The sequence below is a fragment of the Marinobacter sp. LV10R520-4 genome, assembly GCF_002563815.1.
Classification (GTDB): Bacteria; Pseudomonadota; Gammaproteobacteria; order Pseudomonadales; family Oleiphilaceae; genus Marinobacter.
In genome coordinates, this window is sequence record NZ_PDJM01000001.1 from 4280944 (window position 1) to 4296310 (window position 15367).

Below are 15367 nucleotides of genomic sequence, written 5' to 3' on the forward strand. Positions count from 1 at the left end.
TCTAAACGTTAAAAACTATTCGGCCTTGGCAGGCTCCTCTCGAGTCCAGCCCCAGTCATCAAACAATACGTATACCGCCGGAATCATCACCAGCACCAGCACGGTCGTGGCCAACAAGCCGAACACGACGGAAATCACCAGAGGCTTGATGGCCGCTGACTGCACGCTGGTTTCTGCCAGCAGGGGCAACAATCCGGCGATAGTCGTGGTAGAGGTAATGAGGATGGCGCGAAGCCTGTCGCGACTGGCCTGCCCTGCAGCTACGACTGCGCTCATGCCCTTGCTGCGATTTTCCTTGATGAACTGAACCAGCAGGATGGAATCGTTCACCACAATGCCCGCCAGAGACGCGGCACCGATCATTGATGGCATGGAAATGTACCAGCCCAGCAGAACATGCCCCCAAAGCGCGCCGACAAAGGCCAATGGAATTGCCAGCATGACGATTAACGGCTCCGCATAACTACGAAACTGGAAGGACAGGATCACAAATATCCCCAACAGACCAATCACCAGCCCGCGCGCGATCGAGCCGCCGGTTTCTGCCGAGCGGGCCACCTGGCCTTCAAAGCTGACCTCGACAGCCGGGTGGCGCTGCTCAAACCCCACCACCCAACTGGCTTTCATATCGTTAACAATGGCTTGCGCGCTGGCCTGCCGCGCATCCACATTAGCCTGAACCGTGACGGTGCGCTGGCCGCCAACGCGGGTGATCATGGCCCAGTCGCGCCGGTCGTGCATGTCTGCCACAACGTCCAACGGCATCTGACGCCCATCGGGCAGCAGAATGGTCTGGTCGGCAAGATCGTCCAGGCTGGACCTGTCGCGTTCAGCCTGGCGCACCAGGATGTCCACATCGCGCTGGTCTATGCGCTGCGTATCAGCAATCTCCCCAAGAAAGGCCGCACGCAACTGGGATGCGACCATTTCCGCCGTTAATCCGGATGCCAGGGCGCCGTCTGCCAGTGTGAAGGTTCGCTGCGGTTTACCGGGGCGCAGATCGTCGATGATGTTATATACCGCCTCATAACCCATAAGATGATCGCTCGCATCAAGCGCCGCCGCTTTCAGTTCGTCCAGATCCTCCCCCTGCAGACGCACTTCGATAGGTATGCCCGCCGGGCCGAAGCCCGGTTCCTGAATAATCAGACTTGAAAGCCCCGGGATATCACCTATCTGTTTGCGCCAGGCAACCGTCAACTCATCTAGGGTCATGGTCCGGCGCTCGGCACTCAACAGATCGACCATTACCGTTGCGACGTGGGCGCCCGACTCCTGTGCACTGGGGTTGTAATTGAAGCGTACCTGAATGGCGTCGACCAAGGGGGACTCATCGGGCTGTTCCGGCGTAAGAACATCATTGAGATGCCACATAGCGTCTGCAATCTGCGCCGCGGCCACCTCTGTGCGCGCCAGCGGAGTTCCTTGGGGCAGCAGAAGCCGGGCCTCTAACGTATCGCCGTCGAGATCGGGCATGGCTTCTGTGCTGACATGGCCACCTGCCATAAAGCCCGCCGTGCCCAGCAATATCAGCAACACTCCTCCTAACACGGCATAACGCCAACTCACTGCCCTGTCTGCGAGCCTGCCAACGCTTTCCTGAAACACGCCAAAATACCGGTCAAAAGCTGTGCGAAAACGGGATTGGGTGCCTGCCTGCAACGACGGAACACTGCCCTTGAGGTGATGCGGCAGGATCCAGAGTGCTTCTATAAGGCTCGCGAACAAGGCTGCAATCAACACCACCGGCAACACTTCAAGCACGGCACCCAACTCGCCGGCAAGAAACGCCAGCGGAGCAAACACCCACACGGTTGTTAGGAAAGACGAAACAACTCCCGGCAACACCTGTCGAGTGCCCTCTACTACGGCGTCTAAGGGCGATGCGCCGTTCCGGGCCTGGACGGCGATGTTATCGGCTATCACAACCACATCGTCCATGACGAGACCGATCGCCATCAACAGTGCCACCAGGGTGATCATATTCAACGACAGGCCAGTCAGGCTCATCACAAAAAAGGCGCCCATAAACGCAACGGGTAAGCCGAGCACGGCCCAAAGCGCGAGACGCGGGCGAAAGAACAGGCCCATTACCACGATCAGCACCGCCAGCCCTGCTATGCCGTTGCTTACCAGCATTTCCAACCGATCGCGGACGATGCTGGTCATATTCTGCGTCAGAGTCAGCTGCAGTGGCCCGTCGACACTCTGGCGCTCAGCGTCTATTAATACTGTCAGCTCCTCCAGCACATTCAACGAGTCATCACGAAGCGTCTTGCTAACTTCCAGCACTACCGCGCGCTGGTTATTGAAATAGATCTGCGCCTCGGGTTGCTCGCCGGTTTCCCGCAGCGTTGCGATCTGGCCGAGGGTAAGCTCGCCTCCGCCGCTGCCCGAAACCACCACCAGATCCGCAAGCTCCTGCAGGCTGCGCCGCTGGTCGGTAAAACGCAGCAAAATATCGCGATCCGGAGTTTCCAGGGTACCCAGCGGCACATCGATGCTCTGCTGTCTGAGCCGCAACGCCAGATCGCCGGCGGACAATCCATACTGGGCCAGCACAGCCCGCGGTACCTCGACCTGCCACTGGCGCTGGGAAAGCCCCTGCAGAGTTACCTGGGCCACGCCCGGCAGCGCCATGATGCGTTCTTCCAGTTGCAACGCGTAGTTTTCAAGCTGGTTCGGTGCCATGTCGCCATAGACTGCAACGGCCGCCACCAGATCACTGCGGTGCAGCTCCCGCACCACTGGTCTTTCAGCCCGCGCCGGCAGGTCGGTAAGCGCGTTGACCTCGGTGTCGATATCGCTCAGAAAGCGGATGGAGTCGCCGGCAGCCTGCATGGTGACCGTAGCGCGGGCCAGATTGTCCTGCGCAACACACTCTATTTCGTCAAGGTAATCAACGCCCTTAACGGCATCGTACAAACGGCGACAGACCGCATCCTCCACATCAGCGGCACTGGCGCCGCGATAGACGACATCGATACTGACCTCAACAGGACGATAATCAGGAAAGGTTTCGCGCTTCAAGTTTGGTGCCGCAAATAAACCCGCCGCCAACAGCAGTATCAGCAGCAGGTTAGCCGCTGTCGGATGGCCTGCAAACCAGCGGATCATTGCTCAGCACCCAGCGCAAGTTGTTTCAGGTGTTCTTCAAAATCCGGGTCACGATGTGGCGCAACTTTCATACCTGTGACGGCCGGCACAGGATCATCCGTTATCAGCAGTTCGCCGGCCACCAACCCATCTTCAATCACCGCCAGGCCGTTCTGTTCGAAAGCTACCGTCACCGGGCGCCGTTGCAGAAGGCTATCCTCCCCCAGCAGGTAAACCTCGCCCTGATGCACCGCCGAAGAAGGCACCGCCAGCAAAGACTGAGGGCTGTCGGCGGCAAACCTGACCTGCACGTGCATATCACGCTGAAACGCTGGGCGCTCAGGCACGCTTGCAAGACTGTAGGGCTGATCCACCGTAACGACCACCCGCCCACTGCGTGTGCCGGGATCCAGACCACTGGTCACCCTGCTAACGCTTGCCGGCCAGCGCACAGCCGGGAAACCTGTCAGCTCTACCTCGCTGCGTATAGCCGCAAAATCAAACCGTTCGGTGATATCCAGTGCGACTGGCTGCGAATCAACCGGTATCGACACGGCTGTCATGAGCCTGCGTAACATGGTCAGTGGCACCTGCGCTTCAACTTCAGCCTGTTCAATACGGTCGGCAAGAAACAGAGGTTGCCCGAGAGCGGCGTACTGATGCTCTTCCACGTCGACAGTGCGAACGCGAAGATCGTATGGAGCGATAAAACGGGTGTCCTCAAGATCCTGGCGACCCTGCTCCAGGCGCGTCCTGGAGCGTTGAATCTGTGCATCAAGATACTGCTGCTCCGACGGCAACAGCGAGAGCTGGTTATCCAGCGACTGTACAAGCTGGCGCTGCGCCAGGGTGGTACGGCGCTGCTCATCAAGTCGCGACCGGGACACGGCACCGGTTTCGAGGAGCCTCTCGATGCGGTTGAGCTCGCCTTCGGACAACTGCAGCCGTTCATTTTCCAGCTGTAACAGGTGGCGGGTGTTCGATGCTTCTGCTTCAAGCTGAGCCTGCTCGGCTGCCAGGGAGGCCAGCTCGGCTTCTGTCTCTGCAATCGCCAACTGGTAACGCCCCGGGTCCAGCGTCAGCAGCAATGTGCCTGCCGGCAGTAACGTACCACTGTTGAGTTGCGGGTGACGCTGAACAACGCGCCCGGCGACGTTTGCCACAGCCTGCCAGGTTTGTACCGGACGAGTAATGCCTAAACCCCGCGCCGTCAGAACAAACGGCATTGACTGCACTTCAATCACCGTCATGTGCAGAGGTCGGGAATTTACTTCACTGTGGGCCGGCCTTTCGCGCAAAAAAATGAGAAGCGCAACAAGTAGTATGCCGCCCACCAGGCCGACTAACGCCAACACCTTTCTATTACTGAACTGCCGCAGAGCCATTGGATTTTCTCTTGTGAAAATTATTCGACAGAAACATAGTAATTAGTTACTACCTTTTCTGCAACCAATGGACTCATTTGTGTTTCAAAAGGTCGAGACAACTATGGGTTAATAATGCAGATCAGTTCAGAGCAAACTGACCGTCGTTGGGTTACAGCGCAGAAACTCCGAGCTTGCCAACTACTCCGAGTCCGGATAATAGGTAAACAAATACTGGTTGTTTTTCAGGCTGTCAATCAATGGTCCGGTGACTTTCTGGCGAACCGCCGGGCAACCATGGCTGCGGCCGAGGCGACCGGTCTTTTCAATAAAGCTTTTGCTGGGTACTTTGCCTGTGGTTAAGCAAGATCATGCAGTAACGGGGAACTTAATACCCATACGCATTATAGCCATAGGCACCATAATGGAAAGGTTTTGCCAGGAGCACAGGAGAAAGATGGCGTCAGTTTACAGGGTGGCGATCTGCTGAGGGCACTTGACCAGACTTTGGCGCTCAGTAAATAAGTGGCACGAAACGAAAACCTGAGAAATCATTCTGTTGAATGCTGCCGTCCTCGCGCTTACGGATCACGACCATATCGTTCTGAATGGGGATCACCATGATGCCGCCGGGACCGAGTTACCGGACCAGTTCGGTAGGGAGCTCTTCTGCGACGGCGGATACCAGTATTTTATCGAACGTCTGCCCCGGAATGCCAAGAGCATCGCCAGCGATCTGAAACCTGACGTTGGCAAAATGGTATTTTTTGAGGTTGCTACAGGCAAGATCGAGCAGTTCGGGAACGTGCTCAATTCTTGTCACAAAACCCGATCGGGCCGTTTGGGCCAGAAGAGCCGTGCTCCATCCCGAGCCACAGCCGATGTCCAGAACACAGTCGCTTTCTTTAATCTCCAGAAGCTCCAGCATAAAAGCGACGGTGTAAGGCTGGGAGATCGTCTAGCCGGCACCGATGGCAAGAGGATGATCCTCATAGGCTTCATCCTGCAAGTTGGGGCGAACAAAGTCCTTGCGGTCAACAGCATTGAAGCTATCGACAAGCAGCGGAGACTTGAGTATCCCGCGCTGCTGCAGATAACGAGAGAGTTCGTAATGACTGTTCATAGTTTCGTCCTGAAGGTGTTCACATCAGGGCTGGGCTGGCCCAACTCCACTTCGACATAATGTTCCTGATGGTCGTCCACTAGCGGGATCGTGCCCTGCGCGGAATGTTCGCCGCCGCACCTGACGTTGATGTGGTAGACGGTCTCGCGGTAACGATAATGGATTGTGTACGCATCCCAATGGGTCGGGACGCAGGGTGCAATGATCAGATGATCCTTTTCCAGTTTCAGACCCAGCAGACTTTCCAGCGCCAGCCGATACATCCAGCCCGCCGCCCCGGTGTACCAGGTCCAACCGCCTCGGCCCGTATGCGGCGGCGCGCCGTAGACATCCGCGCACATAACGTAGGGTTCGACCTTGTAGAGCTGCATGGAATCCGGCTCACTGCTGTGATTGATCGGGTTGAGCATGGTGAAAAACTCCCAGGCACGCTCCCGGTCACCCAGCTTGGCGAATGCCATCGTGGCCCAAATCGCGGCATGAGTATACTGGCCGCCGTTTTCGCGCACACCGGGAACGTAGCCCTTGATATAGCCGGGCTCAAGGGCTGATTTATCGAAGGGTGGATCGAGCAGCTGGATCAATTGGGCATCCCGGCGCACCAACCGTCGGTCAACCGCATCCATCGCCTTACGAGCACGTTGGGGATCGCCACCGCCCGATATGACCGCCCAACTCTGGCTAATCGAATCAATCTGGCATTCGTCGTTTTCGGATGAGCCCAGGGGCGTACCATCATCAAACCAGGCGCGGCGGTACCAGTCGCCGTCCCAAGCATTGGCCTCGATGTGTCCCACGAGCTGTGCGGCCTGAGTGCTGCACAACTCGGCGAAGGCTGTGTCGCCCTGCTCATTCGCAAGACGGGCAAACTGCTGCAGATTCTCGTATAGAAACCAAGCCAGCCACACACTCTCGCCCTTGCCGTGCAGGCCGACCAGGTTCATGCCATCGTTCCAGTCGCCACAGCCCATCAGCGGTAACTGATGGGTACCGAAACGCAGCCCGTTCCTGATGGCACGCACACAGTGCTCGTAGAGGCTGGCCGATTCTGCCGAACGCTGGGGCTGATCGTAATAGGCCTCTTCGTACGGATACAACTCACGGCCCTCCACGAAGTGCACCGTCTCGTCGAGAACGCCAGTATCGCCGGTCGCCAGCACATAACGGCAAGCGACATAAGGCAGCCAAAGATAGTCATCGGAAAAATGCGTGCGCACACCTTGCCCCCTGGGCGGGTGCCACCAGTGTTGTACATCGCCCTGGATAAACTGGCGCCCGGCGCAGCGGATCAACTGCTCACGGGCAAGCCAAGGTGTGGCATGGATCAGCGCCAGAGTATCCTGCAACTGATCACGGAACCCGTAGGCGCCCCCAGACTGATAATAGCCACTCCTGCCCCAGAGCCGGCATGACAGCGTCTGGTAAAGCAGCCAGCCGTTGACCAGCACGTCCATCGCTGGGTCCGGTGTTTCCACCTGCACCGCACCCAAGGTATGGTTCCAGTATTCCTCGACCGACGCCAAAGCTCGCCGGGCACCTGCCGGCCTAATGAAGCGCTGTATGAAGTGCTGTGCTTCATCCGTGTTGCTGGCCGCGCCGAACACGAACACAACTTCACGCTCCTGCCCGTCGGCCAACTCAATTTGCGTTTGCAGCGCGGCGCAGGGGTCCAGCCCCGCACCGACCCTGCCCGACAGGCGCGTGCGGTGCAGCGCTGCCGGACTGGCCAGGGAACCGTTGCGACCGATGAACTCACTACGATTGCCCGTCAGTGTATGTACGTGCTCGCCGACTCCGTCATGGTTGACGTGGGCGAAGACGACTCGATTGGCGCACTCACGACCATAGGCGTTGCGTGCAAACAGCGCACCGCTATGCGGGTCTTTCTCGGTTACGATGTGCATCAGATTGGCGTGGCGCGACTCACCGAGCACCAGTTCCCAGTATCCGGTAAGAGATACACGACGCGGTCGGCCGGAATGGTTGCGCAGTTTGACGACGAGGAACTTCACCGGTGCGTCCATGGCAACGTAGGTGAACAGTTCCGAGTAGATACCGGCTTCGTCGTGCTCGAATACGCTGTAGCCAAACCCGTGCCGGCACACATAGCCTGAACCGGTCTGGTTGATGGTTGGCGCGGGCAATGGCGTTGTCGACCAGAACACACCGGTGTCCTCATCCCGGATATACAGCGCTTCGCCGCTGCTGTCGCTCAACGGATCATTGTGCCAGGTGGTCAGACGGAATTCGTGGGCGTTCTCCACCCAGGTATAGGAACCACCGCTCTCACTAACGACTGTGCCGATGTGCGGGCTGGCAATAACATTGACCCAAGGCGCCGGCGTGGTCTGGCCCGGCTCGAGGGTAATGACGTATTCACGCCCGTCAGGCGTAAATCCGCCCAGGCCATTGCAGAATATGCGCTCGCGAGCTGGCAGAGCATGCTTACGTTCCGTTGTCGGCTCAACAACGGTTTGCGCCAAAGGCAACGGACGATCCGGCACACGCTCCACCAGCGCACGGCGCCCAACCTGCTCAGCCAGGGTCTCAGCGGTATCCGTGATGACGACACGTGCGACCGTCATGAACAGAACACGATCCTCTTCGGATAGCTCATCCGCTCGCCGTACAAAGACTCCGCCCGGTTTGTGGGCGATCTCCGCCTCCGGGCCAGTGTTGATCAGGCCTATGATCTGATCGTGCAAAACGGCTCGGTAACCCGAAAAATCTTCATTCAGAATCACCAGATCCGCACGCAGGCCCTTCATCCGCCAATAGGCATGGGCTCGCAACATCTGTTTGACCAAATCAATGCGGTTAAGATCTCCGATGCGCAGCAGAACGATCGGCAGATCACCCGAGATAGAAAAGCGCCATAGTCCGGACTGTCCCAGTTGATTACGAGCAATGACGCTAGGCGTTGAGCGGCGTAACGCATTTGCGTAGATCACCGAACTGGCCAGCCGGGCATAAACCTGCGCATCGGCTTCCGTCGTGTTGATAAGATGCAGAACTTCCTGGCTTTGGCACCAGGCCATTTCAAAGGCGCGTTCGATGAAATGCTTGTCGCAGTATTTCTCAAGCAGCGCCAGGGCCGCTTCTCGCGTGTCTGCGACACCGGAGATGAACTGTACAGTGGCGGGTTCGTACGGCTCCAGCGTGAGTGTACTGCGGATTGCCACGATGGGATCAAGCACCGGACCAGCCGTATTTGACAACCGCTGCGTCTCGTCAATGGTCAATCTCCTATTCCCGGGAGACGATTTTTTACGGCTATCCAGCTTCAAGGGATTGGCGGCGGTTCGGCCCCGCCCGATGAATCGGCTGCGATCGGTCTCGTACGACGGCGCGTCGGCATTCGCGCCGGATGCCGCGAACAGGTGGAACATCCAGGGCGTATGTTCACCCGGTGTGCGTGGCCGCCGTGTGCAGAGGATTGCTTGTCGGTCTGGCAAAATTTCGGTCTGCACGAACAAATTACTGAAAGCCCGATGGGCAAGATCGGCGTTCAGAGGCGCCAACACAACCTCAGCGTAACTCGTCAGCTCAATGTGGCGGATTCTGGACGACTGATTGGTAAGAGTGACCCGGCGGATCTCGACGTCGTCTTCGGGCGATACGCTGATTTCGGTGTGGGCGTCGATCGCCTCATCACGGCGTCGATATTCAGCACGCGCCTGGACAAATATCGCCTCGTAATGATCGGCTTTGCGCAGAGTAGGCTGATGCGCCGTTGACCAGTAACGCCCCGTGTCACGATCGCGCAGGTAAATGAAGGTGCCCCAGTTATCGGCCGTGGCGTCCTCGCGCCAGCGGGTTACTGCAAGATCATGCCAACGGCTGTACCCACCGCCGGCATGGGTCGCCATAACATGGTATGTGCCGTTGGATAACAGATGGACTTCAGGCAGAGGTGTATTCAGATCGGTGAAGACTCGCATTATCGCGTCATCTTCCGCTGCGGAAGGGCGAGCGGCAGCACTGACTTCCGAAGCATGTGGCTGCAAGGTGGCACCCTGCTTCGGCACCCGTTCCTGCAGCAATAACTGCGTCGCCCGCGCCAGTGGGTCAGACATAAAACGGCGCTGCATAGGCTGATCGAGCAATAGATGCTCGAAGGCCAGCAGGCTCATGCCCTGATGATGCGCCATAAAAGTACGCACGACGGCATGCTGCTTGCCCCGCGGTACCCGCGAAGGCGTGTAATCGATCGCTTCGTAGAATCCGTAGGTGCCAAGAAAGCCGTTCCCCGCCAATATCTGCAGATTGCGACAGGCCTCCAGCGGCATCACCATCAGCGCCAACGCACTGGCGTAGGGCGCAATGACCAAATCGTCCCCAAGCCCACGTTTGAGACCCATTCCGGGTACGCCGAACGCCCGATACTGATAAACCTGGTGCATATCCGTGGCGTTATAACAGGACTCCGAGATGCCCCAGGGCACGGCACGCTGCCGGCCATATTCGATCTGGCGCGACACCGCAGACTTGCAGGTCTGATCCAGTAACGTGTTCTGATAACTCGGCATGATCAACTGCGGCATTAGGTACTCAAACATTGAGCCGCTCCACGAAATCAAGCTCACGTCGCCGCCATGAATGGTCAACAAACGCCCAAGTGCGAACCAGTGTTTCTGTGGCACCTGGCCCTGGGCGATGAGCAGAAAACTGGCCAGCCGGGCCTCGGACGCCAGCAGGTCGTAGCACGCTGGGTCGCGACGTCGTTCGCCCACATCGTAGCCAATCGTCAACAAGCTGCGGGCGGCATCGTAGAGGAATTCAAAATCCATCATGGCCAGTTCGCGGCATCGATCTGCAAGATCATCAATACGTCGGAGGCGTTCCACCGCGCCCTTGTAACCTGAATGCCCGGCCCTGGCCAGGGCCGACAGTGTCGGGATGGTATCGAAAAGCCCGGGTTCCGGAGCCATACCGCGAAGATCGCCTTGCAACGCAAGGGACTGTTGGTCGAAAGCCCGTGCCCAGTAATAGAGTTCACCATCACTATCGGTGTCGCGCGGCAACCAGGCAATCAGCCCCCCTTCAATACGATGAAGCTCATCCAACGCGCTGTCAGCGGCAACCAGTGTCTGAAGTTGTCCATCGAGAGTGAGCGCATGCAGGGTGTCCTGAAGAAGCCTGATCTTGTCTGCAAGCTCTTGGCTAAGTGTCACCGGTGCGTGTTCTGCAAGGACCTGCAGGGTATCCTGTAACCCGTGAAACGCATTCGCCGCCAGTATCGGCGCGCCTTTCAGCTCGGCCAGCCCCGCCTGCAACGTGAGCAGGCTGCCGGCCAGGTTACCGCTGTCCACCGACGACACATAGTGTGGCCGCAGCGGTTGCAGGGTGCGGGTGTCGTACCAGTTATAGAAGTGGCCACGGTAGCGCTCCAACCTTTCCATTGCCGTCAGCGTGTTCTCGATCAGGCGCAGGCATTCACCGGCGTGAATGTACCCGAAATCGTACGCTGCCAGATCGGCCAGCAGCGCCATACCCATATTGGTGGGCGAGGTACGGAAGGCAATGGCCGGCTCGGGATATTCCTGAAAGTTATCGGGGGGCAGCCAGTTGTCCAGCGGAGAGACGAAGTCTGCAAAAAAACGCCAAGTGCGGCGGGCCGACGTGCGCAGGAAAACCCGCTGCTCAATCGTCAACTTCGGCTCTGGCGTCAGTAGTGGCGTACTGATCCACCAGCCGACGATGGGCGACAGCAGCCACAGCAACAAGGTGGGCGCCCAAACCATCCACTCAACCGAACGGGTTTGCCATAGGGCAATAGCCAGCAGCACCGACAAGATCGGCGCGACCCACATTTCTCTTAAAAAACCGCTCAGTGTTTTGCGCGCATTGCGAATCCCATAGGATCTTAGCTGCCAAAGCAGCAAACCGCGTTGAGTAAACAGCATGCGTATACCCGAGCGCAGGATCGCATCCAGGCAAATCTGCGCTTCGTAGGGCAGCATAATCCAGGCAAGCAGGGTTACTGCGAGCGGACGAAGCGCGGATTGGCTGGCCAGAATCAGATGCTGCCGCCAGCTAAGCTCTTCAGGCTTACGGATGAATTGAATCAGAATCCCCAAGAGCGTCGGCACAAATACTAGGCCGGCGGCCAGCAATAACCAGAACCACGCAGGTCCCGGCCCCAGTAGCCAGCCGCCCGCCAGCAAAATCAGCAGCGCCGGAGAGACAAGACTGCGGCGCAGATTGTCGACGATTTTCCACCTCGACAAGGCGGATAGCGGGTTTGGCTGCCGCTTTATTCCCGGCCCGGGTACCCGAGGCCACAACCAACCGGTAAGCTGCCAATCGCCGCGCATCCAACGATGCCGCCGACTGGTCTCCTGAGCGTAACTGGCCGGATGCTCTTCAATAAGGTCAACATCTGTTACCAATGCTGAACGCGCATAGCCGCCTTCCAGCAGGTCATGACTTAGAATGAGATTGTCCGGAAATCGACCATCGACGGCCTGGCGAAACGCATCCACATCGTAGATACCTTTACCGATGAACGACCCCTCTGCGAAGATATCCTGATAGACGTCCGATATTTCGCGGGTGTAGGGATCGATACCCGCTTCGCCCGCGAACAGTTTGGTAAATCGTGACTGGCCAGCACTGGTAAGGCTGATCGAGGCGCGCGGCTGCAGAATCGCGTAACCCTCGACGACGCGCCCCTTGCCCGCATCGTAGACCGGCCGATTGAGCGGATGCGCCATATTACCGACCAGTTTGCGTGCGGCGTCGCGCGGCAGTTGGGTGTCAGTATCCAGAGTAATGACGTACTTGATCGAGCCCAGGATGGATGGATCACCGATTGTTTTCGAAAATGCCGCTTGCCTCTCCCCCCGCAGCAACGCATTGAACTGCTCCAGTTTGCCGCGTTTACGTTCATGCCCCATCCATACCCGCTCAACGGCGTTCCACACTCGAGGCCGATGAAACAGATAAAAAATGCATGGACGATCGTCGTTGTAGGTCGCGTTGAGCGTATCGATTGCAACACGCGCGTATTCAAGCAGCGATTCATCCTCGGGCAAGGTGCATGTGGACGCGTCACGGAAATCCGTCAGCAGGGCAAAGAACAAATTGCGATCACGATTGCCGAGATAACGGATCTCCAGTGCCTCGAGCAGATCATCAATTTCCTGCGTTCGGTCGAGCAACGTGGGGACCACCACCATAGTGCGTTCGCTATCTGGTATGCCTTTGGAAAAATCCAGACGTGGCAACGCTCGCGGCGGCAGGAACATCGTTACCACTCGGTTTACCAGAGACACGGCCAACGCCGAGCCACCGATCAAGCCCATGGCAGCGAATAACCAATAGCGCCAGTCCCCCGGTACACATCCGCCAAAAGGAAACTGCGCCAGCACTGTCGTCACGGCGGTAAGCAGCAGAATCGAACTGGCATACAGCAAGAGGCGGTGACGCCGGCACGCCCGTCTGACCCGCGTTTTCCGAGACAAACAGCAGCCGACAGACTGTTCCAGACAGTGACGACCCCGATCAATCAGATAGTAGCCGACATGGGCGCTTCGATCGTCCGGACCGAGTCGTTTCACAGCCTTATGAGAGAGGGCAATGGCTTCGCGTGCCACTTCCCACTCTCGGCGGGGGCTAACTCTCGCGATGTCCTCAATAACATGCCGATAGCGATCGCGGGTGGCGAAATCCTGGTGAACGTATGTGTCTGCCGGATCTTCTCGCAAACTCTTTTCGACAGCGCTGAGTGACTCGACGAAATCCTTCCAGTCCGTTGCACCGATTAAGCGCAGACTGCCGATGCTGTTGGCGATGGATACCTGGTTGGCTGCGGCTGTTCGGCTGGCGGCTTGTGACAACTGGATTGCAGTCACGCCTTGTTCGTGCAGCTTTTGTTCGACCCATGCCTGCACAAAAGCCATCGTGGACCCCTGCACCTGGAGCCTTGCGTAAAACTCCTCCACAAAGGGAGCCGTCAGCGGCACACCCGCACTGGCAAACTCGGCCAGCAAATGAACCAGCCGCCCGGGTTCGTTTTCAGCTGTCGTGAGCATGCGATCCGCCCAGGTGATGGCGGCATCGAGATCTTCGCGTCGACGCGCTATACGCACCGCCACACGGCGCAGGTTTTCCAGCAGCGCCAACTGCAACATAATCGGGAACGCCCACAACTCGCCGAGTTGCAGCGGTTCAGCGGTCTGGTAGGCGACGACGAACTGGGTGGTGTTGTCGATATCGACGCGACCGTCCATGTGCGAAATCAGTTCCAGGGCCAGATCATAGATGCGCGGAAAACCGGCAGACGAGCCCACCGCCAGCCGCGGCAATTGCCGGCTGTAGCCACGAGGAAGGTGCCGGCGAGCCAGGTTGATCTGCTGTTCGATGAGATAGAAATTGTCGAGCAGCCAGGCTTCCGACGGGACAATTCTATGTCCGGGCATGACGGCGGCGGTTACTACGTCGTAAGCCACCAACAACACGCGCGCGTTGTCCGCCAGTCGTGGCAGCAGTCTGTCGGGCCCCGGACGCGGATCGATTCCATGCTGTGCGGCCAGCGTAACCGCGTGGCATTTGAGTTGCTCGATACTGAATAGTTCCGCACGTAACAACTCCGTATCCCGGCCATTGAACGGAAGGTTCGGCGTGCGTGCGCTAAATCCAATATCTATCTTGCCTATGAGATTCTCCTGGTTGTAACCCGCCTGGACTATCTTGATTCTTACTCAACGAGCGCCTTCTTGGTGCGACTTATCACATTTCTTCATGAACCTGGCCATAGGCCAGCATCGCAAACAAACCTGTACCGCCCAAAATGTTGCCGATGAGTACCGGGGCAATATGGTAGATAAAGGCGGTAAAAATATTCATGTCCCCGTTGAGCACCAGAGTGAAAATTTCGTTCGAACCAGCAATAACGTGGGTAAAACCACCGGCCGCGATCAGCCAGGTGAACATGATGATCACCAGTACCTTGGACCCTTTCGCAGACGGCAGCATCCACACCATGGCGGCTATGAAAAAGCCCGAGGGAATACCGCGCAAAAACGTCTCGGTCGGCGTCAGTGTTGCCAAGTGGCGCGATATCTCAAGGATTGCTGCAAGGGTGTCAGCGGGAAGGATGCTTCCGTGGATGGCCATAGCGGCGGTTAAAAACGTGCCACACAAGTTGGCCGCGAGCACAATTGCCCACAGGCGCGCGGCGTTATAAAACTGTTTGCGGGTGGGGTCGGCCAGAACCGGCAGAACCACGGTAATGGTGTTCTCCGTGAACAGTTGGAGCCGGCATAGAATGACCAGCACAAACCCGAACGCGTAGCCCAGGCTTTCAATTAACGTCAGGTAGGGGTGATCTGAGCCTATGTTGGCGCGAATAATTCCCTCGACAAGGACCGACGTTGAAATCCCCACCCCAGCTGCCACGCCGGACCACCAAAGCGAGATATTAGGACGTTGCAGCTCCTCTTCGCCCTCGCGCAGGATAACGGAATAGATAGCCAGCGACGACAAACCGCCATGTTCGGCCACCGAGTCACGCTCTTTCGGAGCCAGTGACTTCTCGCTCGACGTTGGTGTCTGTTCGCGGGATTCGCGATCCTGAGCCTTGGCGCGAGACGCATGCTCGTCCGCGGCGTCCTTGGCTTTCTTTTCGGAGGAGGTATCCCGATTAGCTTCTCCGTCACTCATTTAACTGTCCTTTGGCCACCAAAAAGCGCTTGTGTTGCTGCAAAATTTAACCCTCTGGAAAATGGCTTTCAGTCACTATGATAGTTTAGATCCTGTATTTGGACATAAGCGTCTCTGA

At 57.7% G+C, this 15367-nt stretch carries 4 protein-coding genes and 2 pseudogenes; all 6 read right to left on the reverse strand.

Annotation, left to right across the window (positions count from 1 at the left end):
• Positions 1–15: 15 nt before the first annotated feature.
• Entirely contained in the window at positions 16–3117 is a 3102-nt protein-coding gene (locus ATG98_RS20760; protein ID WP_098418829.1) for an efflux RND transporter permease subunit, read from the reverse strand.
• Positions 3114–4481 carry an efflux RND transporter periplasmic adaptor subunit gene (locus ATG98_RS20765; protein WP_098424279.1) on the reverse strand — a complete coding sequence of 456 codons (1368 nt, stop codon included), beginning with the start codon at positions 4479–4481 and terminating at the stop codon, positions 3114–3116. The genes ATG98_RS20760 and ATG98_RS20765 overlap by 4 nt, the downstream gene beginning before the upstream one ends.
• Before the next feature lie 180 nt (positions 4482–4661).
• Positions 4662–4793: pseudogene (locus tag ATG98_RS20770) on the reverse strand (murein L,D-transpeptidase catalytic domain-containing protein); the annotation flags it as partial.
• 181 nt (positions 4794–4974) lie between these two features.
• A pseudogene (locus ATG98_RS22645) lies at positions 4975–5583 on the reverse strand (protein-L-isoaspartate O-methyltransferase family protein).
• Positions 5580–14174 carry a GH36-type glycosyl hydrolase domain-containing protein gene (locus ATG98_RS20785; protein ID WP_098424280.1) on the reverse strand — a complete coding sequence of 2865 codons (8595 nt, stop codon included), beginning with the start codon at positions 14172–14174 and terminating at the stop codon, positions 5580–5582. Before ATG98_RS20785 ends, ATG98_RS22645 begins: the two are co-directional and overlap by 4 nt.
• A gap of 142 nt (positions 14175–14316) precedes the next feature.
• Entirely contained in the window at positions 14317–15249 is a 933-nt protein-coding gene (locus tag ATG98_RS20790) for a formate/nitrite transporter family protein (protein WP_098424281.1), read from the reverse strand.
• Positions 15250–15367: the final 118 nt, after the last annotated feature.